Source organism: Serratia proteamaculans (genome assembly GCF_946227095.1).
In the GTDB taxonomy this organism is placed as follows: domain Bacteria; phylum Pseudomonadota; class Gammaproteobacteria; order Enterobacterales; family Enterobacteriaceae; genus Serratia; species Serratia proteamaculans_E.
This window is the reverse complement of sequence record NZ_CAMISV010000009.1, coordinates 1-26,916: the sequence shown is the minus strand read 5'-3', so window position 1 is coordinate 26,916 and position 26,916 is coordinate 1. Positions and strand designations below refer to the sequence as shown.

The 26,916-nt window shown below is 55.6% G+C and carries 21 protein-coding genes and 3 pseudogenes; 10 read left to right on the top strand and 14 right to left on the bottom strand.

Annotated features, from left to right (window positions below):
- Positions 1-180 precede the first annotated feature (180 nt).
- A complete protein-coding gene (gene pdeR, locus OC597_RS17895) occupies positions 181-2,175 on the top strand; it encodes a cyclic di-GMP phosphodiesterase (protein ID WP_262209839.1) in 1,995 nt (664 codons plus the stop codon).
- Between the two features lie 16 nt (positions 2,176-2,191).
- On the opposite strand, the gene OC597_RS17890 is transcribed toward pdeR, so the two are convergent.
- Complete coding sequence (locus OC597_RS17890; protein ID WP_085119944.1) at positions 2,192-3,058, bottom strand: crotonase/enoyl-CoA hydratase family protein; 867 nt, start codon at positions 3,056-3,058, stop codon at positions 2,192-2,194.
- 340 nt (positions 3,059-3,398) lie between these two features.
- Here OC597_RS17890 and yhjD point away from each other — a divergent pair, with 340 nt between their 5' ends.
- The 3 genes and pseudogenes from yhjD to OC597_RS17875 all read left to right on the top strand — a co-directional run.
- Complete coding sequence (gene yhjD / locus OC597_RS17885) at positions 3,399-4,418, top strand: inner membrane protein YhjD (protein ID WP_085119945.1); 1,020 nt, start codon at positions 3,399-3,401, stop codon at positions 4,416-4,418.
- A gap of 328 nt (positions 4,419-4,746) precedes the next feature.
- Positions 4,747-6,069 carry an MFS transporter gene (locus OC597_RS17880; RefSeq protein WP_099065457.1) on the top strand — a complete coding sequence of 441 codons (1,323 nt, stop codon included), beginning with the start codon at positions 4,747-4,749 and terminating at the stop codon, positions 6,067-6,069.
- A 98-nt stretch (positions 6,070-6,167) separates the two neighbouring features.
- Positions 6,168-6,941, top strand: a pseudogene (locus OC597_RS17875) (CDP-diacylglycerol diphosphatase); the annotation flags it as partial.
- 32 nt (positions 6,942-6,973) lie between these two features.
- Here the strand turns inward: OC597_RS17875 and OC597_RS17870 are convergent.
- Positions 6,974-9,007, bottom strand: a complete 2,034-nt coding sequence (locus tag OC597_RS17870; RefSeq protein WP_262209834.1) for an AsmA family protein — start codon at positions 9,005-9,007, stop codon at positions 6,974-6,976.
- Positions 9,008-9,109: 102 nt separating this feature from the next.
- Positions 9,110-9,895, bottom strand: coding sequence for a cyclic-guanylate-specific phosphodiesterase (gene pdeH, locus OC597_RS17865; RefSeq protein ID WP_261260339.1), 786 nt, complete (start codon positions 9,893-9,895; stop codon positions 9,110-9,112).
- 143 nt (positions 9,896-10,038) lie between these two features.
- Between pdeH and OC597_RS17860 the strand changes: the two genes are divergently transcribed.
- Together OC597_RS17860 and kdgK are read left to right on the top strand one after the other, a co-directional pair.
- Positions 10,039-10,242, top strand: a complete 204-nt coding sequence (locus OC597_RS17860) for a 2-hydroxymuconate tautomerase family protein (RefSeq protein ID WP_004951695.1) — start codon at positions 10,039-10,041, stop codon at positions 10,240-10,242.
- 166 nt (positions 10,243-10,408) lie between these two features.
- Complete coding sequence (gene kdgK / locus OC597_RS17855; RefSeq protein ID WP_262209831.1) at positions 10,409-11,341, top strand: 2-dehydro-3-deoxygluconokinase; 933 nt, start codon at positions 10,409-10,411, stop codon at positions 11,339-11,341.
- A 146-nt stretch (positions 11,342-11,487) separates the two neighbouring features.
- Here kdgK and ilvC read toward each other — a convergent pair whose 3' ends face one another.
- On the bottom strand, positions 11,488-12,963 hold the full coding sequence (gene ilvC, locus OC597_RS17850; RefSeq protein ID WP_099065452.1) for a ketol-acid reductoisomerase: 1,476 nt from the start codon (positions 12,961-12,963) through the stop codon (positions 11,488-11,490).
- Positions 12,964-13,131: 168 nt separating this feature from the next.
- Here ilvC and ilvY point away from each other — a divergent pair, with 168 nt between their 5' ends.
- Positions 13,132-14,013 (top strand): HTH-type transcriptional activator IlvY, encoded by an 882-nt coding sequence (ilvY, locus tag OC597_RS17845; RefSeq protein ID WP_261285870.1) that lies wholly within the window; start codon positions 13,132-13,134, stop codon positions 14,011-14,013.
- 154 nt (positions 14,014-14,167) lie between these two features.
- Here ilvY and OC597_RS17840 read toward each other — a convergent pair whose 3' ends face one another.
- The 8 genes from OC597_RS17840 to OC597_RS17805 all read right to left on the bottom strand — a co-directional run bounded on the left by OC597_RS17840 (position 14,168) and on the right by OC597_RS17805 (position 22,820).
- Entirely contained in the window at positions 14,168-14,869 is a 702-nt protein-coding gene (locus OC597_RS17840; RefSeq protein ID WP_262209829.1) for a DUF2461 domain-containing protein, read from the bottom strand.
- A gap of 21 nt (positions 14,870-14,890) precedes the next feature.
- Positions 14,891-16,435: a threonine ammonia-lyase, biosynthetic gene (gene ilvA, locus OC597_RS17835; protein ID WP_261260345.1), complete on the bottom strand. Its 1,545-nt coding sequence runs from the start codon at positions 16,433-16,435 to the stop codon at positions 14,891-14,893.
- 5 nt (positions 16,436-16,440) lie between these two features.
- On the bottom strand, positions 16,441-18,291 hold the full coding sequence (gene ilvD / locus OC597_RS17830; protein WP_085119955.1) for a dihydroxy-acid dehydratase: 1,851 nt from the start codon (positions 18,289-18,291) through the stop codon (positions 16,441-16,443).
- Positions 18,292-18,364: 73 nt separating this feature from the next.
- Positions 18,365-19,291, bottom strand: a complete 927-nt coding sequence (locus OC597_RS17825) for a branched-chain amino acid transaminase (protein ID WP_099065445.1) — start codon at positions 19,289-19,291, stop codon at positions 18,365-18,367.
- Positions 19,292-19,312: 21 nt separating this feature from the next.
- The gene (gene ilvM, locus OC597_RS17820; protein WP_012147433.1) at positions 19,313-19,570 is read right to left on the bottom strand and encodes an acetolactate synthase 2 small subunit; all 258 of its coding nucleotides are present in this window, start codon (positions 19,568-19,570) and stop codon (positions 19,313-19,315) included.
- Positions 19,567-21,213: an acetolactate synthase 2 catalytic subunit gene (ilvG, locus tag OC597_RS17815; RefSeq protein WP_085119957.1), complete on the bottom strand. Its 1,647-nt coding sequence runs from the start codon at positions 21,211-21,213 to the stop codon at positions 19,567-19,569. Before ilvG ends, ilvM begins: the two co-directional genes overlap by 4 nt.
- A 142-nt stretch (positions 21,214-21,355) precedes the next feature.
- Positions 21,356-21,454: an ilv operon leader peptide gene (ilvL, locus tag OC597_RS17810; RefSeq protein WP_015962288.1), complete on the bottom strand. Its 99-nt coding sequence runs from the start codon at positions 21,452-21,454 to the stop codon at positions 21,356-21,358.
- Between the two features lie 133 nt (positions 21,455-21,587).
- Entirely contained in the window at positions 21,588-22,820 is a 1,233-nt protein-coding gene (locus OC597_RS17805; protein WP_262209827.1) for an MFS transporter, read from the bottom strand.
- 341 nt (positions 22,821-23,161) lie between these two features.
- Here OC597_RS17805 and OC597_RS17800 point away from each other — a divergent pair.
- Positions 23,162-24,010 (top strand): annotated as a pseudogene (locus tag OC597_RS17800) (YifB family Mg chelatase-like AAA ATPase); the annotation flags it as partial.
- Between the two features lie 171 nt (positions 24,011-24,181).
- Positions 24,182-24,397: a hypothetical protein gene (locus tag OC597_RS17795; protein WP_262209825.1), complete on the top strand. Its 216-nt coding sequence runs from the start codon at positions 24,182-24,184 to the stop codon at positions 24,395-24,397.
- A 74-nt stretch (positions 24,398-24,471) separates the two neighbouring features.
- Here OC597_RS17795 and OC597_RS17790 read toward each other — a convergent pair whose 3' ends face one another.
- Positions 24,472-25,188, bottom strand: coding sequence for a hypothetical protein (locus OC597_RS17790; protein WP_262209824.1), 717 nt, complete (start codon positions 25,186-25,188; stop codon positions 24,472-24,474).
- 28 nt (positions 25,189-25,216) lie between these two features.
- Positions 25,217-26,331, bottom strand: a pseudogene (locus OC597_RS17785) (IS3 family transposase).
- Between the two features lie 137 nt (positions 26,332-26,468).
- Between OC597_RS17785 and OC597_RS17780 the strand changes: the two are divergent.
- Positions 26,469-26,828, top strand: coding sequence for a hypothetical protein (locus tag OC597_RS17780; protein ID WP_262209822.1), 360 nt, complete (start codon positions 26,469-26,471; stop codon positions 26,826-26,828).
- Positions 26,829-26,916: the final 88 nt, after the last annotated feature.

Below are 26,916 nucleotides of genomic sequence, written 5' to 3'. Positions count from 1 at the left end.
GGGGGCAATCTGACGATTACAGGGCAAAACTAATTATTGCTTATATAATAGTTTCATCCCCCACCGGTGAAAAACGTGTTATATGATGGAGATACGTGCACTACGGCCACTCCCGGGCCAAAAACCTGCGGCTGCGCTCCTTGCACAGACCTGGCTGTCGTGCCCTTTTGAGGAATCATCATGTTCGCAGACCAAGGCCCTATGCTTCTTAACGCCCACTTTGGCACCAACAGCCCTTATTGGCGGTTGACGTTTGACAGCAATGCCCTGGCGTTGTCGGCAGTTAAAGGCAAAACCCATATGGCCGTGGCGCTCAGCGCCATGCAGGCAGCAAAAATCCGTCGCCTGAGTGGCATTACCGCCAGCCTTGATATCACCATCACGATCAGCGGCGAGCCAATACACCTGCATTTGGTCGGCCGCAGAATCAACAACCTGGAGTGGGCGGGCACCGCTTCCGCCTTCAGCGATACCCAATCGGTCGCCCGTGATTTGGTGCACGGCCTTTCTTTTGCCGAACAGGTAGTGTCAGAAGCCAACTCCGTGATTGTGATTGTTGACCAGCATGGCCGCATTCAGCGCTTCAACCGTCTGAGTGAAGAGTACACCGGCCTACCCGAACATGATGTGATTGGTAAAAACGTCTTTCAGCTGTTTATGAGCCCGGAGGAAGCTTCGGCATCGCGGCGCAACATCGCCGGCTTTTTCCGTAATGGGTCGTCCTATGAGGTGGAACGTTGGATCAAAACGGTGAAAGGCGAGCGGCTGTTTTTGTTCCGCAACAAGTTCGTCCACAGCGGCAGCGGTAAAAATGAAGTCTTTCTGATTTGCTCCGGCACCGATATCACCGAAGAGCGTCGCGCCCAGGAACGTCTGCGGGTGCTGGCCAATACCGACCTCATTACCGGTCTGCCCAACCGCAACGCCATTCAGGACAAAATCACCCAGTCGATCGCCGCTCGCGATGGCAGCAACGTTGGACTGGTGTATCTCGATCTCGACAACTTTAAAAAGGTTAACGACGCTTACGGCCATATGTTCGGCGATCGTTTACTGGTGGAGGTGTCACTGGCGGTGCTCGGCTGTCTGACTGAGGGCCAAACCCTGGCCCGGCTGGGGGGCGATGAATTTCTGGTACTGGCCCAGCAGGCCGACCGTGAGATGCTGCAACGCCTGGCCCAACGTATTATCGACCGGCTGAAAACGCCGTTCCGCATAGGGCTAATCGAGGTTTATACCGGCTGCTCTATTGGCATTGCACTGTGTCCTGAACATGGCAACGATCTCGACAGCTTGATCCGCAGCGCCGATACCGCCATGTACGTCGCCAAAGAGCATGGCAAACGGACCTATACCGTGTTCTCGCCGGAAATGAACAAACGCGTCGCGGAATATATGTGGCTGGATACCAACCTGCGCAAGGGGTTGGAGCAAAACCAGCTGGTAGTGTATTACCAACCAAAAATCGAGACGATCAGCGGCAAAGTATGCAGTGTGGAAGCGCTGGTACGCTGGGATTCACCCGAACGCGGCCTGATCCCACCGCTGCAGTTTATCTCTTACGCCGAAGAGTCTGGCCTGATCGGCCCGCTCGGCCGCTGGGTGCTGCAAACCGCCGCCAAACAGGCCGCTCACTGGCAACGGCAAGGGCTGCAACTGCGGGTTGCGGTCAATCTTTCCGCCCGCCAGTTGGTTGATGACTCTATCGTTGAAGATTTGGCGCAGGTGTTGCTGCAAAATCAGCTGGCCCCCTGCCTGCTGGACTTCGAACTCACGGAAAGCAGCCTGATTGAGGATGAGAAACGCGCACGCGAAGTGATCGCCCGGCTACGTGAGCTGGGCGCACAGGTTCATCTTGATGATTTTGGCACCGGCTACTCTTCGCTGGCGCAACTGGCGCGTATTCCGCTGGATGCCATTAAACTGGATAAAAGCTTTGTGCGAGGCGTGAATGATAATCCGGTTTCACAGTCGCTGGTGCGCGCCATAGTGGCAGCGGCCGAAGCGCTTAAATTCCGGGTGATCGCCGAAGGCGTGGAGACCGAAAGCGAGAACCGATTCCTGGATGAAATCGGCGTGGATGAAAAACAGGGGTTCCTGTTTGCGCGGCCAATGCTCCCGGAACAGCTGGAACATTGGCTGCAGTCTTATCGCCCGCCATCTTCCTCAGCGTGAGGCGGGCAGGGTAACGTTAGCCAGCACGACGCAGGTTCAGCGTGTGGCGATCCTGCAGCATCACCAGGCGTTCAATATAGGCGCGATCCTTCTCCTCGATGGTGAAGGCCGAATGCACCCAGTCTTCGGTAATGTCCATCAGTTCCGAACGCGTTAACTGCAACACCCGCTGGCGGGCACGCAGCATGGCACGCATGCCGTTCAGTTTGGGCCGGATGGTATCGATGAAGGTACGGGTAGCCACATAAGCATCGCCGGGCTGGAATAACTGATCGACCAGGCCACGGCTTTCAAACCATTCCGCCGTGTGCGACTCACCGCCCCAAATCAGCTCTTCCGCCAGGCGCATGTTTCCCTTACGCGCCACCAGCGAATAGCCGCCCATGCCGGGGAACAGATTGAAGGCGATTTCCGGGAACCCCATACGCGCATTGTTCTGCGCCAGAACGAAATGGTGCGCCAGCGCCGCCTCAAAACCCCCGCCCAGCGCGCTGCCTTCCACCATCGCGATGCTGACCGCGCCGGTATCAAACCCGCGTGCCGCCGCATGCACGCAATCAATGCAGGCGCGTGCGTAAGCCATCATCGCCTCACGCTTGCGGTTTTTAATCGCCTCGGCGAAGAACTGCAGATCGCCGCCCACGTTGAACATATTTGGCACCAGCGAGCCGGTAACCCAGAAATCAAACTGCAATGATGACTCTTTGGCCGCCTGCGCCAGCGTCATGATGTCTTCAATTAACGCCTGATTGAAGCAAGGACGCGGTTCGGCGCGCAGCAGCATCCACATGATGTGCCGCTCTTCTTCATAGTAGGCGGAGATTTGTGTCAAATTGCCCGCTTCGGTAAACGGACGACAGGTGGGGTGATTAAGTAATTTCATATGACCTTCCATTTTATCCAGTGATAACAGGTGAAACCGTTCCAGCCCCTACGGCTGCAGTGATGCTGCCGCAGGTAAACCGCAGCGCCACATCATGAGTAAACGCTTTCTTAGTGATGAAACAGATAAAAATTGGAGGCCGATGAACGAAAAAAACCGTGCTGGCACGCGACTGATATAAGAATTTTACCTATCGGCGGGGAGTAACATTTCACCCGGGGAACGAACGCGCTAAGCTCACAAATTAGCCTGTTGCCCAACCCGGCGGCCAAATCAACGCGCCTTTTGGCTATAATCAAGGCTGAGAGAGCCTATTTATCGTTAAGGAAATCGTGACGTAATGCCTACAGGATCAGATAAAGACCCCCGCCAGCCCAACAGTGAAGCGCCGCAAAAGCCGCTGATCGCCATCAAAACCGGCCACCAGAATATTGACCGGCGCATCTCCGGTTTTTCACGCCTGGTTGAACGTATCAAGGCCTGGCCAAGCATCGCTCACCTGCTGCGCGCCACCGAGCGCTTTAACGATCGTCTGGGTAGCCAATTCGGCGCTGCCATCACCTATTTCTCGTTTCTTTCGCTGATCCCGATCCTGATGGTGTCGTTTGCCGCGGTCGGCTTTGTGCTGGCATCCAATCCTGACCTGCTGACCGGGATAATTAATAAAATTGTCGGCAGCATCAGTGACCCTACGCTGGCCAGCACGCTGAAAAACACCGTCAATACCGCCATTCAGCAACGTACTACCGTGGGGCTGACCGGCCTGGCGCTGGCGTTGTATTCGGGGATCAGTTGGATGGGTAACCTGCGCGAGGCGATCCGCGCGCAATCGCGGGACGTCTGGGAACGTAATCCGCAGGACCAGGAAAAAATCTATTTCAAATACACCCGCGACTTTGTCTCGCTAAGTGGCCTGGTGGTGGCGCTGATTATCACCCTGACGCTAACCTCTATCGCCGGTTCGGCACAGTCGGCGATTGTCCGGGCGCTGGGTCTGGAAGGCATCGAGTGGCTGCGGCCGGCGATGACGCTGATTGCGCTGTCGATCTCCATCTTCGCCAACTACCTGCTGTTCCTGTGGATCTTCTGGATGCTGCCGCGACATAAGCCGAAGAAAAAGGCGCTGCTGCGCGGCACGTTACTTGCCGCCATTGGTTTCGAAGTGATTAAGTTTGTGATGACCATGACGCTGCCACAGGTGGCAAAATCCCCTTCCGGTGCCGCCTTTGGTTCGGTGATTGGGCTGATGGCATTTTTCTATTTCTTTGCCCGCCTGACGCTATTCTGCGCCGCCTGGATCGCCACTGCGCAGTATAAAGAAGATAAAACCCTGCCAACGTCCGAACAATCCGCACCCTGAAGCAATGCAATCATACCGGCCACTCTCTGGTGGCTGGTTTTTTATTCCAACATTTAGCCGATAACCCAGTATATAAAACCAAAAAACCACCATCACACCTGCCAAACCCAGCATAACAAACTACAGGCTAACTTTTCTTTCCGGCTTTTACAGATGTTCAGTCTGCAAATCATTCATTTGGCAACGTTAAAAACCATGCTTAAACACGCCAATGAAACATTAAGCTTTTTAACCGGTTAATTACGGCATTGTACAAAGTTTCATCATTGAAAAGGCATTTTGCTATGACTAAGATGGATTTTTACAAATTCAAAATATAAGAAAAATTATGCAAGCCTCCATCGCACCAACTCTGGACGCCGACGACGCGTCAACACCGGTTAACTCACGCGGAAAAGTGATTGTCGCCTCGCTGGTCGGGACCGCCATCGAATTTTTCGATTTCTATATTTACGCCACCGCGGCGGTGATCGTATTCCCGCATATCTTCTTCCCCCAGGGCGATCCCACCACCGCAACGCTACAATCGCTGGCCACCTTTGCCGTCGCCTTTATCGCACGTCCGATTGGCTCGGCGCTGTTCGGTCACTTTGGCGATCGCGTCGGTCGCAAGGTGACGCTGGTCGCCTCGCTGCTCACCATGGGGATTTCCACCGTGCTGATCGGCCTGCTGCCAAGCTACGAAACCATTGGCATCTTCGCCCCAATCCTGTTGGCGCTGGCGCGTTTCGGTCAGGGCCTGGGTCTGGGAGGGGAATGGGGCGGCGCCGCCTTGCTGGCCACCGAGAACGCCCCACCCAAGAAGCGGGCGCTGTACGGCTCGTTTCCGCAGTTGGGCGCACCTATCGGCTTCTTTTTCGCTAACGGTACCTTCCTGCTGCTCTCCTGGCTGCTGACGGACCAACAGTTTATGGAATGGGGCTGGCGCGTGCCGTTTATCCTGTCCGCCGCGCTGGTGCTGATCGGCCTGTATGTGCGGGTATCGCTGCATGAAACGCCGGTGTTCGCCAAGGTGGCCAAGGCCGGCAAGCAGGTGAAAATTCCGCTCGGCACCCTGCTGAGCAAACACCTGAAGGCAACGATTCTCGGCACCTTTATCATGCTGGCGACCTATACCCTGTTCTATCTGATGACGGTTTACTCGATGACCTACGGCACCACGGCGGCACCGCTGGGGCTGGGGTACTCACGCAACAGCTTCCTGTGGATGCTGATGGTGGCGGTGATTGGCTTTGGCGTAATGGTGCCGATTGCCGGCCTGCTGGCGGATGCTTTTGGTCGCCGCAAGACCATGATCGTCATCACCCTGCTGATGATCGCCTTCGCCTTCCTGTTCCCAAGCATGCTGGGCTCCGGTAACCAGGCGCTGGTGATGGGCTTCCTGCTGTGTGGCCTGAGCATCATGGGCCTGACCTTTGGCCCAATGGGCGCACTGCTGCCGGAGTTGTTCCCGACCGAAGTCCGTTATACCGGGGCGTCGTTCTCGTACAACGTGGCGTCGATCCTCGGGGCGGCAGTCGCGCCTTATATCGCCACCTGGCTGGCAACCCACTACGGTCTGTTCTACGTCGGGTTGTATCTGGCCTCCATGGCCTGCCTCACGCTGATCGCCCTGTTGCTGATGAAAGAAACCCGAGACCAGTCACTGTAACCCTTCTAAGGCGGTCCCTCCTGTGGGGCCGCACTTCCCGCGTTGTCTCCTGTCATAAAATCAGACTATGCTGAACGCTTCTCTTTTCACGGAAACGGAAATCAATCATGTCTCTGCGCCGCAGACTATTTTTGTACGTTGCGCCGTTGGTAATGTTCGCCATCGCGATTGCTGGGGCACTTTGGATATGGGTGAAACCACCCCAATCGAGCGCGCTGTGGCGCATCGTCAGCCAACAGTGTCTGCCCAATCAGCAGGCGCATAATAATCCGGCACCCTGTGCGCAGGTTGACCCACAGGCCGGCTTTGTGGTGTTTAAAGACCACAATGGACCGCTGCAGTATCTGCTGATGCCGAGCGCCAGAATCACCGGCATTGAAAGCCCCACCGTGCTGGCTGCCACTACTCCAAACTTCTTTGAGCAAGCCTGGCAGGCACGGCACTTTATGGCCGATAAGTACGGCAAGGCGATCGACGACGCCAATATTTCGCTGGCGATTAATTCAGCCTATGGCCGGACCCAGAACCAGTTGCACATTCATATCTCCTGCCTGCTGCCGTCGGTAAAAACGCAGTTGGCGCAGTATGCGGCGGATTACAGCGAGCAGTGGGAACCGATGCCTGGCGGCCTGCTGGGCCATGATTATCTGGTGCGCCGGGTAACGCCCGAAGAGTTACAAAAACAGGGGGCTTTCCGCCTGCTGGCGGAGGGCGTGGCACGCGCAAACAGCCGCATGGGGAGCTTTGGGTTAGCGATGACGGCATTGCCGGGCGGCGATTTTCTGTTGCTGGCCACCGAGCGTAGCCTGCTGCCGTTTACCCTGGCCTCAGCGGAAGAGATCCAGGATCATGATTGCCAGGTACTGAATTAAAAAGCCCGCGGGTTATCAGCGGGCTTTCGTGATCATTTCTTTTGCTTCATCTGCTGCAGAATTTTCCCGCACTGGTTTTCCTCACCGCCTTCGCTTGGGGAAACCAGTGCCAGCAGGGCCGCTGCCGGCGTCAGCACCACGCCCAGTGCCACCGCCGCCGCACCACGTGCAATCAGCGGGCCGGCCTTCACACCGGCATCCGGGTGCGCGAAGGTGCCTTTCACGTACAGTGGCGAACGCAGCGTCAGCACCCGCATGCCCTTGCTTTCCGGATCGATGGACAGGTCCAGCCGTTCCGTGGCGAAGTTGGTATTGCCGCTGATATTGATAATCGCGTTCTCGGTGTCGAACACAAACAGCCGCGGTGCCGCCACGCCGTCACGGATACCGACATCCGCCGCCGCGCAGTTTATCCCCACGACGTCGTCACCAAATAGCTGCGCCACCAGATAGTTGCCGACGTTCAACCCGAGGATTTCCATCAGGCTGCGGCTGATCACCCCGTTATTAATCACCATGCGCAGATCGCCGCTGCTGGTTGCCAGCAGATCGGCCACCGAATTACCGCTGCCGGTCAGTTTGGCATCGCCGTTCAGTTGCCCCAGGCTGCGTTTCATCGATCCCACATCCGGCAGCAACTGCTTGAGCTGGAATTTACGCGCATGCATATCTGCCCGACCCTGCATCGGGTTTTTACTGCCGTCGAGACGGACGGTTGAATTGAGGTTACCGCCCGCCACGCCGAAGCGCAGCGGATCCATCAGGATGACGCCGTTATCCAATTGCAGATGGGTATAGAGATCGCTCAGCGGCAGTGAGCTGCCGCGTTCAATGCGTTTGGCGGTGAATTTGACGTCGGCATCCATCACCTGCCAGCTTTGGGTATCAAATTTCTCTACCGGCAGCACTTTTCCGGCCGGCTGACGGCTCTTCTCACCGCGACCGGCTTTTTCCGTATTGGAATCGGCGCCAATCAGCGGGGCCAGATCGGCAAAACGCAGCTGTTTTGACAGCACTTCGCCACTCAATTTGGGCCGTGGTTTACTGGCGACATATTTCAAATCACCGTGGATATCGCTGTCGCCAATTTTGCCGTCGAATTGCTGGTACTGGAACACCGCGCCGCCTTTCTCGTGCAGCCGGGCAGTCAGGTGACCATCGGTGGAATATGGCGGGGTATTCGGCAATAGCACGCCGGTGAGAGCATACAGGTTGCCCAGACTGTCGCCGGAGAATTTAAGCCGCAGGTCCAACCCACCGAGGTTCATCGGATCGGACAGCGTACCCGCCACCACCACCCGGGTGGAACCGGATCGCACATCGGCCTGCAGCGGGAACGGCACCTCGGCATTTTGCAATGACAGCATGCCGCCTATCTTGCCGCTGCCCGACAACGGCTCGCCGTTGTATTTACCTTTCACCTTCCAGCCAAAGATATAGTCGGCAGGGATCAGAGTACCGGCACTCTTTTTACCGGTTACCTCACTGAACGGCAAAGGCTTGCCGAGCGGATCAATCTCCGCGCGAAAATCGGCCTTCAGCGTGGCGTCTTTGAAAGCAATGTGACCACGGTCGAAGACAATATCATGAATGTTTACCGACCAGGCGGACGGGGGCTGGTCAGGATCACCGGCCAGGTTAAAGGTCCAGTTATTCTCGCCGTTGGCCAGCCGCTGCAAGCTGGCGTTCGGCTGTTTGAGCCAAATGCGCGGGATCAACACTTCTTTACCCAACAGCGCCAGCGGCGAGATGCGGGCTTCGACGCGTTGCAACTGCACCATGCTGTCGCCCGGAATATTTTTCGGGTTGCCCAGCACGACATCTTCGGCATGAATACGCGGCCACGGCACCCAGGAACGCCAGCCACTTTCATCTTTATCGCGCGACCAGTCCACACCCAAATCACCACCAATGGCGAATGGACGGTGTAACTCGGCCGACACCTTGTCATTGATGGTCGGTTTGAGACGGTTCCAGTCGAAGGTCAGCACAAAGACCACCAACGCGGCGATGACCAGCAGCACAATGCCGCCAACCCAAGTGAACGCTTTTCCTGTTCTTGTCATAACGGCTCCCTGAACGCGATAACTTACCCATAAATTGATAAGTGGCTTTACCAAGCCTAGCCGAGGATAGGCAAGAGTTCACGCTTTAGCGGGAGAGCGGTATCAGGCGGCAGGCATGGAAAATTGTGTAGGCAAGGTTTGCAGAGTATCGAAATGGGCCGGGCGAGACAGATAGTAACCCTGAGCAGCCAGTGCGCCGGAGCGCTGCACCAGCAACCACTCCTGCTCAGTCTCCACCCCTTCGACGATCACCCCTTCGCTGTGTTGATTCATCATTTTGACCAGGGTGGAAAGCAACTGGACGCCGTCTTCTGTCTGTTTGAGCAAGGTGAATAGCTCACGCGCCACCTTGATGTATTGATAACGCCAGGTGCTGACCGCAGAGAAGTTCGCCAGGCCACTGCCGAAATCATCCAGCCACAGCCGCTCTGCACCGGCAATCTGCTGCAGCGGCCCGTTTAACGCCATCCCGGCGTGCTCCACCAGCTCAAAGCGCAGATAGGGCATGCTGGCAATCTGCCGTTGCAACACAGCGTGCTGCTGCAACGCCTGCAGTGCAATACCGTCGATATTGACCGAGACCATCAGCCCATGGCGACTCAGCAGCGGCTGCCAATGCTGGAGCAGAACCAGCTGCTCCTGAATGATCTGCAGACGTTTACGGACGTCGAGGGCGGCAAAATAATGCTCCGGGGACAGTGGCTTATCCGGCGCGGACGGGTGATACACCGCAGTTAGCAGCTCCAGCGCCAGCAAAGCGCCACAGGTGCGGTAGATCGGCTGGAAGGTGTACTGCCGTCGGCATTGCCGCCAATAATGCTGCGCCTTGATATGCGAGCATACGGCGAGGAGTGGCGCCAGCAGACCCGAAGTCATCTTGGTTGTCATTGGTACTATCGCCATCGAAGGGAAATGAAAATGCTCAGGCTGCAGGATCGCCCCCCAGATTTATCGGCAGCGGGCAATAAAACTTTAAGCAGCGGTGAAAGCCTTCTACATTGAATAGCGTATGCACATCCAAGGAGAAAACCATGCCCTACGTAAATATCAAAATTACCCGCGAAGGCGCGACGCCGGAGCAAAAGAAACAGCTGATCGCCGGCGTCACCCAACTGCTGGTAGATACCCTGGGGAAAAACCCGGCCACCACCGTGGTGGTGATTGATGAGGTAGAAACCGACAACTGGGGCATCGGTGGCCACAGTGTCACCGACCTGCGCGCCGCCGCTAAATAGCAGGCGGAGATGGGGTCCGTATCGGGAAACTTTTTAGTTTCCCGATCGCGATCATAAATAAATTAAAACGTTGTTTTATTTTCATTGACTCTCCCTGCCCCTTGCATTGAGACTGGCTGCATTTCGTCCCTATCCATCTTCTTCTTTCAGCCAGGGCTTGTTGACTATGACCCCCCAAAACCTTGCCGTGATCGGCGAATGCATGATTGAACTGTCGCAGAAAGGCGCGGATCTGAGCCGCGGCTTTGGCGGCGATACCTTAAACACTGCCGTCTATATCGCCCGCCAGGTGGCAGAAAGCGCGCTGCAGGTACATTACGTGACTGCACTCGGCACCGACAGTTTCAGCCAGGAAATGCTGCAGTCCTGGCAGCAGGAAAAGGTTCACACCCAGCTAATCCAGCGGCTGGAAAACAAGCTGCCAGGACTGTACGTGATTGAAACCGATGAAACCGGCGAACGCACCTTCTATTACTGGCGCAATGATGCCGCCGCTCGCTACTGGCTGGCAGGCCCGCAAGCGGAGAGCCTGTGCGAGCAACTGGCCCAATTCGATTATCTGTACCTGAGCGGCATCAGTCTGGCGATCCTCGACGCCGCCAGCCGCAGCAAATTGCTGGCATTGCTAACACAGTGTCGCGCTAACGGCGGCAAGGTGATTTTCGATAACAACTATCGACCCCGCCTGTGGCAAACCTGGGAAGAAACACAGCAGGCGTACCGCGAGGTGCTGGCCTGTACCGACATTGCCTTCCTGACGCTGGATGACGAGGACTTGCTGTGGGGTAAACTCCCGCTGGAACAGGTGGTACAGCGCACCCAACAGCTGGGCGTGACGGAAATAGTGATTAAACGCGGCGCAGATTCCTGCCTGGTATTTAGCGCCGAAGGCAGTGAATTTGAGATCCCGGCGGTGCGTTTGCCGAAAGAAAAAGTGGTGGATACCACCGCGGCGGGCGATTCCTTCAGTGCCGGTTATCTGGCGATACGCTTAACCGGCGGTGATGCCGTGCAGGCGGCGCAGCGCGGTCATCTGACCGCCAGCACGGTGATCCAGTACCCCGGGGCCATTATTCCACTGGCCGCGATGCCGCAATAAAATGCGAAAGGCCAGCAACGATGCTGGCCTTTTTAATTGATCCGATAAATCGAACCGATCTGAACGGGCGCAGCATGCAGCGCCCCTACAGTTTCATCCCCTGACATGGTAGGGGTCGAACATGTTCGACCCGATTTGCACGGGTTTTAGCCTGCCACCGCGATACGTTTCATATCGGTCATATACCCGCGCAGTTTGCGGCCAACGGATTCGATTGGGTGATTGCGCACCGCTTCGTTCACGTCACGCAGTTGCGCGTTGTCTACTGAAGTACCGGCAACGGATTTACCCAAATCGCCCGCCTGCAGCGTCGTCATAAACTCTTTCAGCAACGGCACAGCCGCGTTGGCGAACAGGTAGTTACCGTATTCTGCAGTATCGGAGATAACCACGTTCATTTCGTACAGACGCTTACGCGCAATGGTGTTGGCGATCAGCGGCAGTTCGTGCAGTGATTCGTAGTAAGCAGATTCTTCGATGATGCCCGCGTCAACCATGGTTTCAAACGCCAGCTCAACACCGGCTTTCACCATAGCAACCATCAGTACGCCATGGTCAAAGTATTCCTGCTCGCTGATTTTACCTTCGAACTGTGGCGCATTCTCGAACGCCGATTTGCCGGTCTCTTCACGCCAGTTCAGCAGTTTCACGTCGTCTTCTGCCCAGTCAGCCATCATGCCACCGGAGAAAGCGCCGGAGATGATGTCGTCCATGTGTTTCTGGAACAGAGGCGCCATGATCTCTTTCAACTGCTCAGACAGCGCATAGGCACGCAGTTTGGCCGGGTTGGACAGGCGATCCATCATCAGGGTGATGCCGCCCTGCTTCAGCGCTTCGGTGATGGTTTCCCAACCGAACTGAATCAGTTTTTCTGCATAAGCCGGCTCGGTGCCTTCAGCAACCAGTTTGTCGAAGCACAGCAGTGAACCCGCCTGCAGCATGCCACACAAGATGGTTTGCTCACCCATCAGGTCAGATTTCACTTCGGCAACGAAGGAAGATTCCAATACGCCCGCACGGTGGCCGCCGGTCGCTGCTGCCCAGGCCTTGGCAATCGCCATGCCTTCGCCTTTAGGATCGTTTTCCGGGTGAACCGCAATCAGGGTCGGCACGCCGAAACCACGTTTGTATTCTTCACGCACTTCGGTACCCGGACATTTTGGCGCTACCATCACCACGGTGATGTCTTTACGCACCTGCTCGCCCACTTCAACAATGTTGAAGCCGTGAGAGTAGCCCAGCGCCGCGCCGTCTTTCATCAGCGGCTGTACGGCACGAACTACCGAGGTGTGCTGCTTGTCCGGCGTCAGGTTAACCACCAGGTCTGCCTGTGGGATCAAATCTTCGTAGGTCCCGACTTTGAAGCCGTTTTCGGTCGCTTTACGCCATGAAGGACGTTTTTCATCGATGGCTTCTTTACGCAGGGCATAAGCCACATCCAGGCCAGAGTCACGCATGTTCAGGCCCTGGTTCAGACCCTGGGCGCCACAGCCGACAATCACCACTTTTTTGCCTTTCAGGTAGCCGGCTTCATCAGCGAATTCGTCACGTGCCATAAAGCGGCATTTACCCAATTGCGCCAACTGCTGACGCAGGTTCAATGTGTTGAAATAGTTAGCCATGGTGGTACTCCGTTAGATGTTGTGTCTTACATGTTATTTTCATTCCCCGCCCTGTCTGTGCGGAGATTCGTTAAACTCAATGTATAACAGGAAACGCGTTGCTTAAATTGATATATTACGAATGTGACATTGCAATTTATGCAACACTCTTGCTGCGAGCGTACTGATATGGATTTGCGTGATTTAAAGCTGTTCCTCCATCTGGCTGAAAGCCATCACTTTGGCCGCACCGCCAAGGCGATGCACGTCAGTCCTTCGACGCTGTCCCGCCAAATCCAACGACTGGAAGAAATCCTCGGGCAACCGCTGTTTTTGCGCGATAACCGCACCGTGCAACTCACCGACGCCGGTGAACAGCTAAAAGACTTTGCCCAGCAGACGCTGCTGCAATACCAGCAACTGAAACATTCGCTGGGCCAACACGGCCCTTCGCTAAGCGGCGAATTGCGGCTGTTTTGCTCGGTCACTGCCGCCTACAGCCACCTGCCGCCGATCCTCGATCGCTTCCGCGCGCAGCATCCACTGGTCGAAATCAAGCTGACCACCGGTGACGCTGCCGATGCGGTCGACAAGGTGCAGTCCAACGAGGCTGATCTCGGCATTGCCGGCCGGCCCGAAACCCTGCCCACCAGCGTGGCATTCACCAAAATAGGTGAGATCCCGCTGGTGCTGATTGCTCCGGCGTTGCCCTGCGCAGTACGCAGTCAGGCGTTTGTCGAGCAGCCCGACTGGGCCAATATTCCGTTTATTTTGCCGGAGCACGGCCCGTCGCGAAAACGCATCGAACTGTGGTTCCGTCGCCAGCGCATCACCAACCCACTGATTTACGCCACCGTTGGCGGCCATGAGGCCATCGTTTCGATGGTGGCGCTGGGCTGCGGCATCGCGCTGATCCCCGGCGTAGTGGTAGAAAATAGCCCGGAACCGGTGCGTAACCGCATCTCGCAGCTGGAAAATATTTCCATGGTCGAGCCGTTCGAACTGGGGGTCTGCGTGCAGAAAAAACGCCTCAGCGATCCGCTGATCGACGCTTTCTGGCGCTTACTTTAAACGACCGTTGATTCGCTATCATTTGATAAATAAAGATAAAAACACCCTATGGATTTCAAGTTACAGCTAGGCGCCAAGCTCGTTCATCCCCAGGAGCTTACTTAAGTGAGCGAGTGCAGGTAACAACGCTGTGGCTTGAAAGACGACGGGTTATTCATAGATCCGAGGGATCGACCTGCTTCATCGCCTCTACCTGCATCAACCAGTGGTAGAGCGGCTCCAACTGCAGGAAACCCTGCGCCAGGGTCTGTACCAAACCGGCGTTGAACAGCTTTTCCACCTGACTGTCGGTCGCCATCACCGCAAAGGATTTGCGGTTGTACCAGGTAGCAATTTCTGCCGCCTGCTCTTTCACCAACGGTCGCTTGTAGCTTTCGCCCACCAGCTCGAACGGTGGCTGACAGCAGGCCGCGACCTCTAAAAAGGGCTGCGGTCGGCGTTGCAGCGTATGGCGAAACAGATCCATGGTCGGTTTGTTGGCGCTGTAATAACCCAGCCCGTAACGCAACATGTCCGGCCCCAGTTCGAAGAAATACACCGGCGCGTCCTTCCAGTCTTTGCTTGGCCGTTTGAACGTCAGCCACATGCGGCTGCGGTAACGCGATTTATCGTGGGAAAAACGCGTGTCGCGGTGAATGCGCGACAGCGTTTTGCCGATCGCCGGACGGATTTCGAACAGGGGATCGATCGCCAACATGGCCGGGCTCAACTCCGCCACCAGCGAACGGAACGGCGTCAGCAGTTCGCTATCGTAAACGCCGCGGTTGGCCTCAAACCACTCCTTGTCATTCTCGATGCGTACCTGCTGGAGAAAATTCAGGCCCTGCTGGCTAAAGCCGTTAAATTTATCTGTCATGCGCCGTCCTTGTCGGTTTTCTTAGCCCTGTAAAAAGAAGCGGAACGCCGGGTTGTCGGTTTCATCGTGGCAGTCGTAGCCCAGCGCCTGCAGGTGCTGCTCAAACTCGGGTTCGGTCTGCGACAGCTCAAAGCCTGCCAGCACGCGGCCAAAATCGGTGCCATGGCTGCGGTAGTGGAACAGTGAAATATTCCAGTGGGTACCCAAGGTCTGCAGAAACTTCAACAGCGCGCCCGGTGACTCCGGGAACTCAAAGCTGTACAGGCGCTCGCGCAACGGCTTCGAAGGCCGCCCACCGACCATGTAGCGCACATGCAGCTTGGCCATTTCATCGTCGGACAAGTCCACCACCTGATAACCATCGGCATGCAACTCATCGATGATTTCCAGTCGTTCGGCATGGCCGCGCGTCAGACGCACACCGACGAAAATACAGGCGTTATCTGCATCGGCGTAGCGGTAGTTGAACTCGGTGACCGAGCGCCCACCCAGCAGTTGGCAAAACTTCAGGAAGCTGCCCTTCTGTTCTGGAATGGTCACGGCCAACAGGGCTTCGCGTTGTTCGCCCAACTCGCAGCGTTCCGACACATAGCGCAAACCGTGGAAGTTCAGGTTGGCACCGGACAGCACGTGCGCCAGGCGCTCCCCCTGGATGTTGTGCTGCTGTACGTACTTTTTCAGCCCGGCCAGTGCCAGCGCACCGGAGGGTTCGGCAATGGCACGTACGTCTTCAAACAGATCTTTGACCGCTGCGCAGATGGCATCGCTGTCGACGGTGATCACATCGTCCAGGTATTCCCGGCACAGGCGGAAAGTTTCATCACCGATGCGCTTTACCGCCACGCCTTCGGCAAACAGCCCAACGCGGGCCAGATCCACCGGATGCCCGGCATCCAGCGCCGCACGCAGACAGGCGGAGTCTTCCGCCTCCACGCCGATCACTTTGATTTGCGGCATCAGCTGCTTGATCAATACCGCTACGCCCGCCGCCAGACCGCCACCGCCCACCGGCACAAACACCCGATCGAGATGCGCGTCTTGTTGCAGCAGCTCCATCGCCAGCGTGCCCTGCCCGGCGATCACCGTTGGGTGATCGAACGGCGGCACAAAGGTCATGCCCTGCTTGAGCGAAAGCTCAATCGCTCTGGCCTTGGCTTCATCAAAATTGGCACCGTGCAACAGCACTTCGCCGCCGAAGCCACGCACCGCATCCACTTTGATGTCCGCGGTGGTTACCGGCATCACGATCAGCGTTTTGATCCCTAAGCGTTTACCGGAGTAGGCCACGCCCTGCGCATGGTTACCGGCCGAGGCCGTCACCACGCCGCGCGCCTTTTGCTCTTCGTTCAGGCTGGCGATCATCGCGTAAGCCCCGCGCAGCTTGAAGCTGTGCACCGGCTGACGATCTTCGCGCTTCACCAAAATGGTATTGCCGAGGCGCGAAGAGATTTTGCTCATGGCCTGCAACGGGGTGACCTGAGCCACCTCGTAAACCGGCGAGCGGAGCACCGCTCGCAAATACTCCGCGCCACAGGGGGCGTCGGGTAGGGGTTGCGATTCCGCCATGGTGCTTAGCCTCCCAGCTTGCTCTTGTCGCGCACGGCACCTTTGTCGGCGCTGGTCGCCAGTGTGGCGTAGGCACGCAGAGCGAAGGAAACCTGACGCTCACGATTTTTCGGTGTCCAGGCCTGATCGCCACGCGCCAGTTCAACTTCACGGCGTGCCGCCAGTTCGCTGTCCGTCACGTCCAGCACCATGCTGCGTTTTGGAATATCGATGTCGATCATGTCACCATCTTCAATCAGCGCAATCAGGCCACCGCTGCCCGCTTCCGGAGAAACGTGGCCGATAGACAGGCCCGAGGTACCGCCGGAGAAACGACCGTCAGTGATCAGCGCACAGGCTTTACCCAGCCCCATGGATTTCAGGTAAGTGGTCGGATAGAGCATTTCCTGCATGCCCGGCCCGCCCTTCGGCCCTTCGTAGCGGATCACCACTACATCACCGGCAACCACTTTGCCGCCGAGGATCGCTTCTACCGCGGTGTCCTGGCTTTCGTACACTTTTGCCGGACCGCGGAAGGTCAGGTTGTCTTTATCGACACCGGCGGTTTTTACAATGCTGCCGTCCAATGCCATGTTGCCGTACAGTACGGCCAGACCACCTTCCAGGCTGAAGGCATTTTCCAGCGAGCGGATACAGCCTTCTGCGCGATCATCGTCCAGCGTGTCCCAACGGCAATCCTGCGAGAACGCCTGAGTCGTGCGGATACCTGCCGGGCCGGCGCGGAACATTTTCTTCACCGCTTCGTCCTGAGTCAGCATGATGTCGTACTGATTCAGCGTTTCCGTCAGCTTCAGGCCCAGGATGTTGTCGACGTCGCGGTTCAACAGACCCGCACGATCCAACTCGCCCAGGATGGCCAATACGCCACCGGCACGGTGTACGTCTTCCATATGGTATTTCTGGGTGCTTGGCGCCACTTTGCACAGGTGCGGTACCTTGCGTGACAGACGATCAATATCTTCCATGGTGAAATCAATCTCGCCTTCCTGAGCCGCCGCCAGCAGGTGCAACACGGTGTTGGTCGAGCCGCCCATGGCGATGTCCAGCGTCATGGCGTTTTCGAACGCGGCCTTGTTGGCGATGCTGCGTGGCAGTGCGCTTTCGTCATCCTGCTCGTAGTAGCGCTTGGTCAGCGCAACGATGCGTTTACCGGCGTTGAGGAACAGATCCTTACGGTCAGCGTGGGTCGCCAACAGCGAGCCATTACCCGGCTGGGACAGGCCCAGCGCTTCGGTCAAACAGTTCATCGAGTTGGCGGTGAACATACCGGAACAGGAGCCGCAGGTCGGACAGGCGGAACGTTCGATCTGCGCACTGTCGGCATCGCTGACGTTCGGGTTGGCACCCTGGATCATGGCATCGATCAAATCCAGCTTGATTATCTTGTCGGACAGCTTGGTCTTGCCGGCTTCCATCGGGCCGCCGGAAACGAAAATCACCGGAATGTTCAGGCGCAGTGACGCCATCAGCATCCCCGGGGTGATTTTGTCGCAGTTGGAGATACACACCATCGCATCCGCGCAGTGGGCATTCACCATGTATTCAACCGAGTCGGCGATCAATTCGCGCGACGGCAGGGAATAGAGCATGCCGCCGTGGCCCATAGCGATACCGTCATCCACCGCAATGGTGTTGAACTCTTTGGCGACGCCGCCTGAGGCTTCGATCTGTTCGGCAACCAGCTTGCCCAAATCACGCAGATGCACATGGCCCGGAACGAACTGGGTAAATGAGTTGACCACCGCAATAATGGGTTTACCAAAATCGTCGTCGGTCATTCCGGTCGCGCGCCATAATGCGCGGGCACCTGCCATGTTGCGGCCGTGGGTGGTGGTGGCGGAACGGTACTTAGGCATGCTCTTCACTCCAAATGTATTCTGTATTGGGCGGCGAACGAACCGCCCATTTATGCGTGTCTGTCGTTAATTTTTATGGATTTACCGGATCCAGCCAACCGTACTTGTCTTCGGTCTTGCCGGTGAACAGGCCAAAGAACGCCTGTTGGATCTGTTTGGTTACCGGGCCGCATTTACCAATACCGACCTGGATGCCATCAACGCTGCGAACCGGGGTAATTTCTGCGGCGGTCCCGGACATGAACACTTCGTCGGCCAGGTACAGCGACTCGCGTGACAACACTTGCTCACGCACTTCAAAGCCCATGTCTTTCGCCAGCTTGATAATGGCGTCACGGGTGATACCCGGCAGCGCGGAAGAAGTAAACGGCGGGGTGAACAATACGCCATCTTTCACTTCAAACAGGTTCTCACCTGCGCCTTCGGAAATATAGCCGTGCACATCCAGTGCAATCCCTTCCTGATAACCGTGGCGGCGCGCTTCACTGCCCACCAGCAGAGAGGAAAGATAGTTACCGCCGGCCTTGGCCGCCGTTGGGATAGTATTTGGTGCCACGCGGTGCCAGGACGAAACCATCGCATCGATGCCTTGTTCCAGCGCCTCTTCACCCAGGTATGCGCCCCAAGGAAACGCCGCGATAATCACGTCGGTTTTGTAACCGTCCGGTGGGTTAACCCCCATGCCGACATCACCAACAAACACCAACGGACGAATATAAGCACTGACCAGATTGTTTTTACGCAGCGTGGCGCGACAGGCTTCCATCAGCTCATCAACGCTTTGCGATACCGGCATGCGGTAGATTTTTGCCGAGTCATGCAGGCGCTGCATATGCTCACGGTGACGGAATACCACCGGACCTTTATGGGAGTCGTAGCAACGGACCCCTTCAAACACCGAAGTGCCGTAGTGCAAGGCATGCGACATCACGTGCACTTTGGCGTCAGCCCAGGGAACCATCTCACCATTGAACCAAATGTAATCGGCTTTCTTCGTCATTATTCTTATCCTTCTCGCGCATCAGGCGCGTATTTGTTGTGATGTTTGTTGCTGGATCTCAACGCAGGAGACATCCATCAGTTTGCTCAACTGAGATGACAGTAGATCCACCGGGCGCTGGCTGGCAACGGTCAATTCAATATTAATCTTGTCGGTGTTTGCAGCCGTTGCCATATTCATAGCACAAACCTGAAAGCCACGATGACGCACGACGCGCAATACGCGTTCTAACATTTCAGGGCGAAAACGGGCCTGGATCGAGAGTTGATGCTGCATCATGATATTTTCTCCAACATGGTTTCGTTACCGGCACCCGGTGGCACCAGCGGCCAGACGTTTTCAAGCTCATCGATCGACACATGCAGCATGTAAGGCCCTTCGCTGTTGAATAAGGCATCGAGCGCGTCTGCAACCTGGTCTTTACGGGTGATACGCTGGCCCGGGATACCGAAGGCATTGGCCAACATCAGGAAATCGGGGTTATCGGAAAGGTTGGTTTCACTGTAGCGCCCGTCAAAAAACAGTTGCTGCCACTGGCGAACCATCCCCAAGCGCTGGTTATCCAGCAGAACGATTTTCAGCGGTAACTGTTTGCGTTTGATGGTGCCCAATTCCTGCACGTTCATCATGAACGAACCGTCGCCCGATACGCAGATCACCGTATCCTCCGGGCGGGCCATCTGGGCGCCAACCGCGGCCGGGACGCCAAAGCCCATGGTGCCCAAACCGCTGGAGGTGATGAAATTCTCCGGACGTTCAAAGGTCATGTGCTGTGCAGTCCACATCTGGTGCTGGCCCACATCGGTGGTGATCACGCTGTTAGCGGGCTTGCGCTCGGACAGCTGCTTCAACAGCAGCGGCGCGTAGATCGGCTGGCCTGGGTGATCGTAGCGCCAGGTATGGGTTTCTTTCAGTTCAACCACTCGCTGCTGCCAGGCGGTGATATTCAGCGGCTGCTGCAACGCCGGTAACAAGGCTTTCAAATCCCCCTGCAGCGCCACGTGTGCCTGACGCAATTTGCTCATTTCCGCCGGGTCGATATCCATGTGGATCACCTTGGCGTGCGGGGCAAAAGCATTCAGTTTGCCGGTCACGCGATCGTCAAAACGCGCGCCAACGGCAATCAGCAAATCGCATTCCTGTACCGCCAGATTGGCGGCTTTGGTGCCGTGCATCCCCAACATACCAAGATAATACGGCTGCTCCGCGTCCGGTGCGCCCAGCCCTTTCAGCGTGGCAACGTTGGGCATTTGGGTCACCGCGATAAACTCACGCAGCGCCGGTACCGCCTGCGCCATGCCAACACCGCCACCGACGTACAACATCGGCTTGTGCGCCTGAGCCAGCAATTCGGCGGCCTGCGCCAACTCCGCTGCCGGGTAATGCAGTTCTTCCACTACCGGCATCAGGTGCGGATGTAATTCACCCTGAGCCAGTTGAATGTCTTTCGGGATATCGATCAGCACTGGGCCAGGGCGGCCGCTGCTGGCGATGGCAAAGGCTTCCGCCATGATACCCGGCAGCGCGTCCAGTGATTCCACCAGGAAGCTGTGTTTGGTACAGGCCAGAGACAGGCCGAGGACATCGATCTCCTGAAAGGCATCGGTACCAATCAGTGCAGAACCCACCTGGCCGGTAATCGCCACCACCGGAACAGAATCCAGCAGCGCATCGGCCAGGCCGGTGATCAGGTTGGTGGCGCCAGGGCCGGAAGTGGCGATACAAACGCCGACCTTGCCGGTTGAGCGGGCATAACCAATGGCGGCCATCGCGGCGCCTTGCTCGTGGCGGCACAGCAGGTGTTCCACCCCGCCGTCATACAATGCATCGTAGACCGGCATGATTGCGCCACCCGGGTAGCCGAATACCGTATCAACTCCCTGTGCACGCAATGCTTGTACTACCCACTGAGCCCCATTCATAGTTATTTCCCCGCCTTACTTCGACAAATGCAGGATTTTGTTCTGTTATTCATTGTCTTATCCTCGCTTCACTTTTCTCTTGCCAATAAAAAACCCCCGGACCTTTCGGTGCGGGGGTTCTCTTGCGATTCCGGCTTGTTTTCTAAGCCATTCTTCGTCCAAGTGCAGCCCCGCACGGTGGGATAATAATCACCACCACGCTAATCACGACTAGGCTAATCACTTGGGCAAAGGCTTTCATAATAAGTTTGTTCACTGTGCTCGTTTCGAACTAATACCTACAGAGGTACCATAGTCCCGCGCGGCATGACAACACTTTTTTTGCGTTATTATCCGGCGCAATCTGGTCATACCTCGTGCAAAATGCCCGAATTTCAAACGTTAGCCTGCACACCCGAAGATTTCGCTTCACCCGAGATCGCCTTGCCGCCCGTGTCCTTACCCAAGAACACCAATAGCGCAATAACGAGGGCCACCGTGCCGGCAATGATCGCCATCGCCAGCCCGTAATTATGGCCATGGTGCTCGGCAATCGTCGCCTGCAGCGTGGCGTTGACCGAAGCAATCAGGTTACCCAGTTGGTAAACAAACCCCGGCAGCACTGCACGGGTATTGGCTGGCACCAGTTCGGTGAGATAAGTCGGTATCACGCCCCAGGCTCCCTGCACCATGAACTGCATCAGGAAAGCGCCAATCCCCAGCATCAGCGAGCCGCTGGAAAATGCCCACAGCGGGATCACCGGCAATGCCAGTAGCGCGGCAATGATAATCGCCTTCCGGCGGCCAATTTTCTCCGATAGCGCACCAAAGAAAACACCGCCGATAATTGACGCGATATTGTAGCTAATGGCGATGATACTGACGGTTTTAGGGTCGAAACCGTGCTGAACTTTCAAAAACACCGGGTACATATCCTGGGTGCCGTGCGAGAAGAAATTGAATGCCGCCATCAGCAACACCAGGTAGCCGCACAGCTTCCAGTGGCTCTTCAGCACCGGCAGCAGTGCACTGCTTTCCTTACGTTCACGCGCCGCCAGCCACACCGGCGATTCCTGCACGCAGTAGTAGATAAACGGCAACAGTAAAATCGGTGCTGCGCCGATCACGAACATCCCACGCCAGCCAATCACCTCAAACAGCAGGCCATACACCACCGCCGCCAACAGATACCCAAAGGGGTAACCGGCCTGGAAAATACCCGACATCAGGCCACGCGAGCGGTCCGGAATGGTTTCCAGCGCCAGCGACGATGCTACGCCCCAGATCCCCCCCATCGCCACGCCGTACAACACCCGCAGTATCAGGAATACCGTCAACGACGGTGCCGCAGCGGACAACAGTTCAAAGATCGAGAAGAAGACAATATTCAGCATCAAAATCGGTTTGCGGCCATATTTTTCCGCCGCCCGGCCGAAGATCAGTGCGCCAATCGGGCGTACTGCCAACGTCAGCAGGATCGCCAACGTCACCTCTTCCATGCCGACATGGAAAGATTGCGCGATATCGCTGAGCAGAAAGACCAGCACGAAAAAATCGAAAGCATCAAGCGTCCAGCTTGAAAAGCTGGCGATGGCTGCATTGCGTTGCAGCGGGGTCCAACCAAACATAGTGTTATCCCTACTCTGGAATACGAGGTCATGAGGTTTAGTGGCTGCCGTGTCGGAAGGCGACGGCGGTCGGAGTTTGTTAACGAAGTGATTTTTATTTTAATCAATTGTTAAATACACCCATTTCCCCTCTCACTGCAACTTGGTTAGCCTGCTACTTTGTTGCAGCATTCACGCAATTGTTAGGGGGTATTGCCACCCTTTGCGCAGCTCTGCACAAAAATTCGTTATCTTTATGAAATTGATGATTTTAATTACGACTCGCTACGCAAATACCCCAAGCTTGCCGCACCCCACTGGCCCATCTCCCGCATCATGTTGCCTTCAGCAAGGAGAGCAACATGGCACTGGCGGTTATCTATACCCGAGCCACACTGGGCGTTCAGGCCCCTTCGGTTACGGTGGAAGTGCATATCAGCAACGGGCTACCCGGCCTGACCATGGTCGGCCTGCCGGAAACCACGGTGAAAGAAGCCCGCGATCGGGTGCGCAGCGCTTTGATCAATAACGGCTTCACCTTTCCTGCCCGGCGCATCACCGTCAATCTGGCCCCCGCCGATCTGCCCAAGGAAGGCGGCCGCTACGACCTGCCAATAGCTCTGGCGATCCTCGCGGCCTCAGAACAGTTGCCGGCCGATAAGCTGGCTCGTTATGAGTTCCTGGGAGAGTTGGCGTTATCCGGTGCACTACGGGGAGTCAGTGGCGCGATACCCGCCGCGTTAGCGGCGCTGGATGCGGGCAGGCAATTGATTTTGGCCGCGGCCAATGGCCGGGAGGTGGGGTTGATTACCCAGAGCGAAACCCTTGTGGCAGAACACCTGCTGGAGGTGTGTGCCTTTCTGTTGGGCAAGGGTGACTTGGCGGCAGCCAGCGCACCGCCGGCAACGGAGACGACGCAGGAGCCTGCCGATCTGCAAGATATTCTGGGCCAGGAACAGGCGAAGCGGGCGCTGGAGATCGCCGCCGCCGGGGGCCACAACCTGCTGCTGGTCGGCCCACCGGGGACCGGGAAGACCATGCTGGCCAGCCGGTTGAATGGCCTGCTGCCCCCGCTGACCGACCGGGAGGCGCTGGAGAGCATCGCCGTCGCCAGCCTGCTGCACCATCCCGCGCAAGCGCTGCCGTGGCGACAGCGGCCGTTTCGTGCACCGCATCACAGTGCTTCGATGGCAGCGCTGGTTGGCGGCGGCTGTCATTTATAGAAATAAAAGATATTTTATAGGAATTAATGCGACTCTGCCGGGAATTAAAAAACGTCATCGCCAAGAATGCTGAGGTTCCAAAGGTATCTATTTGAAGAAATTAGGTTGAGGAATATACTGAAGGTCAGATATTCAAACCATGTCATCAGGAGAATCAAAATGACTACCCGCTCAGCGCGAAACAATACTTCTGGCAACGTCATCGTGTACATTCGCGGCCCGAATGGCGGTCCTCGAACGGTAAGCCGCCGTTCAATCGCAGAATCAGCCATGAACAATGCGAAGACCTCCCTTGAGATTGAAGGACATCGTTACAGTGATTCCGATTGGTCAAAAATCATGAAAATCGCTGATCAGCTTGAAAATGTCATCTAAAAGCGGATTTACCCCTTAGTTCACTGAAGAACCAGAAACACTACATTGAATACAACGACTTACTAGCCCATAAGTTACGTCTTACAGATTGCCGACTTTGCAAATACATCATCATCTCGGCACGCATTCTTTATTGCATTAATTTCATTACCATGATCAAGTGGAGTCCAATAATTTTCAACAACCAGATATTTTTTCCTTTTCTTAGCATCTCTGAGATTAAAAACCGTCAGAATAGATTCTATCTTTGCCATATATTTATTTTCTGCTTTCGTACTGTAATCTGCAAATACAACTATAGACTCAGGAACCATATAATCTCTTGCGACAAGAGGAGGGACACGGAAACTCACTTCGGATTTCGCATGTAATACATAACCATCCATTTCTTTGTATTCAAAAGCTGGCATATAAGTAGAGTTACCACCAGGCAATGAAACTCCATTTTCAGTAAACTCACCATATACTGACTTATTAATTTTAAATAGCAACTTCTGACTAAAATCGGGAGATATCCTAAACCTTTCTACAACTTGAGCAGTCGAACTATCGTTAACAAGTTTGAATTCATAGCCTCTTCCCGAAGACTTAACATACTCAACTTGTACATCTCCCGTAAAAAAATCGAAGATGAAACCACCTATTACTGTAAGAATGCCGGTTGCTGCTAACCATAGAATGATTCCATTCACTCTCTTACGCAGTGGCTTATGTACAACTTCCATTGTTTTTTTACTTCTTCTCTGTACACGCCCCTGACCTTTTCGGCCTGTTTTTTTTACCTTTCCCATGACCTGCCCCCAGTATTAAACACAATAGTCAGTTAGTAATGTCGGTTTGTTTACCTTCAATTTTTCCATTTCGCCAGCCCGCTGCAAATTCCGCTCGCGTCTGATAATTCAGTGAGGAATGAGGTCTACACTCGTTATAGTCCTGCCGCCAGTCGTTAATGATTTTTCTGGCGTGCACGATATCGCTGAACCAGTGCTCATTCAAACACTCATCCCGAAATCGGCCATTAAAGCTTTCGATAAACCCATTCTGTGTCGGCTTACCCGGCTGAATTAGCCGAAGCTCAACGCCATGCTCAAAGGCCCACTGGTCCAGTGCCCGACAGGTAAACTCTGGTCCCTGATTGATCTGTTCTGATCGTTGCCGGATAGCCACGAAACAGCGCGATGCTGTCCAGAATACGTGTGACCTGAATGCCCGATATACCGAACGCAGCAGTGACTGTCAGGCGAAATCATCGATGCAGGTCAGGCACTTGATCCTGCGTCCGGTGGCCAGTGCGTCCATGACGAAATCCATCGACCACGTCAGGTTAGGAGCAGCCGGACGGAACAGTGGCAGACGTTCTGTTGCCAGTCCTTTACGACGTCTTCTGCGCTTAACACTCAGGCCACTGAGGTGATAAAGGCGGTACACACGCTTATGATTAACATGCAGACCTTCCCGACGCAGTAGTTGCCATATACGGCGGTAACCGAAACGCCTACGCTCAAGCGCCAGCGCAGTGATGCGCCCGGATAAATGCACATCAGCCGCCGGACGCTGCGCCTCATAGCGACAAGTCGACAGGGACAAACCAGCCAGCCTGCAGGCTCGACGTTGCGACAGACCCGTCGCATCACACATCAACACCACAGCTTCCCGCTTCTGGTCTGTCGTCAGTACTTTCGCCCAAGAGCCACCTGAAGCGCCTCCTTATCCAGCATGGCTTCGGCAAGTAGCTTCTTGAGTCGGGCATTCTCCTCTTCAAGCGACTTAAGCCGCTTAACTTCAGGGACTTCCATGCCGCCAAACTTCTTACGCTAGGTGTAAAATGTGGCATCGGAAATGGCGTGCTTGCGGCAAAGTTCACTGGCGGATACCCCGGCTTCAGCCTCGCGGAGAATACTGATGATCTGTTCGTCGGAAAAACGCTTCTTCATGGAGATGCCCTCACGTTGCTGATGAAGACATTACTAACATCACGGTGTATTAATCAACGGGGAGCAGGTCACAGGACCTCAGTTTTTTCAGTATTGGATCCGTTTGGCACAATGGTGTCTGTGTCCAGCAAAGCCATTTGCAGGAAAAACCATTCGAACTTAATTTTGACAGTGGCTGGCGATTTCAAAATGCCCAAGATGCTTCAGTTTTTCCAACGGAACTCTACAAACCCGATAGCCTACATCTTCCTGAAAGCTGGGTCATTGAATTTGACCTAACCAACGGAGCTAAACTCCTTGTTCCGTGTATTGAGTTTTTCAGCAGGTGTTACGGATTTTCAGGTGAAGTAAAACGTATTCTGACCACCTATTCATGGGAAGAGTGCCTGAACCGACTGTATGCCCCAACCGGGATACCTGAAGAGCCAGGTGCATGGCAAATCTGTCTGCCTCCTCTTATCCCAGAGATTGATGCTGTCATGCTCGCCACTGAATAGACCCGGGTTTCGTAGACACTTTTTTGCCTCATAATGGAGGCCTAATGAAGGAGTGTTTATGTCAGTCAAAACGTTCACTGAAGAATTC

Bases quoted from the DNA above. Each gene is read 5' to 3' on its own strand.
- pdeR (WP_262209839.1), top strand. From the start codon at position 181: ATGTTCGCAGACCAAGGCCCTATGCTTCTTAACGCCCACTTTGGCACC.
- OC597_RS17890 (WP_085119944.1), bottom strand. From the start codon at position 3,058: ATGAAATTACTTAATCACCCCACCTGTCGTCCGTTTACCGAAGCGGGC.
- yhjD (WP_085119945.1), top strand. From the start codon at position 3,399: ATGCCTACAGGATCAGATAAAGACCCCCGCCAGCCCAACAGTGAAGCG.
- OC597_RS17880 (WP_099065457.1), top strand. From the start codon at position 4,747: ATGCAAGCCTCCATCGCACCAACTCTGGACGCCGACGACGCGTCAACA.
- OC597_RS17870 (WP_262209834.1), bottom strand. From the start codon at position 9,007: ATGACAAGAACAGGAAAAGCGTTCACTTGGGTTGGCGGCATTGTGCTG.
- pdeH (WP_261260339.1), bottom strand. From the start codon at position 9,895: ATGACAACCAAGATGACTTCGGGTCTGCTGGCGCCACTCCTCGCCGTA.
- OC597_RS17860 (WP_004951695.1), top strand. From the start codon at position 10,039: ATGCCCTACGTAAATATCAAAATTACCCGCGAAGGCGCGACGCCGGAG.
- kdgK (WP_262209831.1), top strand. From the start codon at position 10,409: ATGACCCCCCAAAACCTTGCCGTGATCGGCGAATGCATGATTGAACTG.
- ilvC (WP_099065452.1), bottom strand. From the start codon at position 12,963: ATGGCTAACTATTTCAACACATTGAACCTGCGTCAGCAGTTGGCGCAA.
- ilvY (WP_261285870.1), top strand. From the start codon at position 13,132: ATGGATTTGCGTGATTTAAAGCTGTTCCTCCATCTGGCTGAAAGCCAT.
- OC597_RS17840 (WP_262209829.1), bottom strand. From the start codon at position 14,869: ATGACAGATAAATTTAACGGCTTTAGCCAGCAGGGCCTGAATTTTCTC.
- ilvA (WP_261260345.1), bottom strand. From the start codon at position 16,435: ATGGCGGAATCGCAACCCCTACCCGACGCCCCCTGTGGCGCGGAGTAT.
- ilvD (WP_085119955.1), bottom strand. From the start codon at position 18,291: ATGCCTAAGTACCGTTCCGCCACCACCACCCACGGCCGCAACATGGCA.
- OC597_RS17825 (WP_099065445.1), bottom strand. From the start codon at position 19,291: ATGACGAAGAAAGCCGATTACATTTGGTTCAATGGTGAGATGGTTCCC.
- ilvM (WP_012147433.1), bottom strand. From the start codon at position 19,570: ATGATGCAGCATCAACTCTCGATCCAGGCCCGTTTTCGCCCTGAAATG.
- ilvG (WP_085119957.1), bottom strand. From the start codon at position 21,213: ATGAATGGGGCTCAGTGGGTAGTACAAGCATTGCGTGCACAGGGAGTT.
- ilvL (WP_015962288.1), bottom strand. From the start codon at position 21,454: ATGAAAGCCTTTGCCCAAGTGATTAGCCTAGTCGTGATTAGCGTGGTG.
- OC597_RS17805 (WP_262209827.1), bottom strand. From the start codon at position 22,820: ATGTTTGGTTGGACCCCGCTGCAACGCAATGCAGCCATCGCCAGCTTT.
- OC597_RS17795 (WP_262209825.1), top strand. From the start codon at position 24,182: ATGACTACCCGCTCAGCGCGAAACAATACTTCTGGCAACGTCATCGTG.
- OC597_RS17790 (WP_262209824.1), bottom strand. From the start codon at position 25,188: ATGGGAAAGGTAAAAAAAACAGGCCGAAAAGGTCAGGGGCGTGTACAG.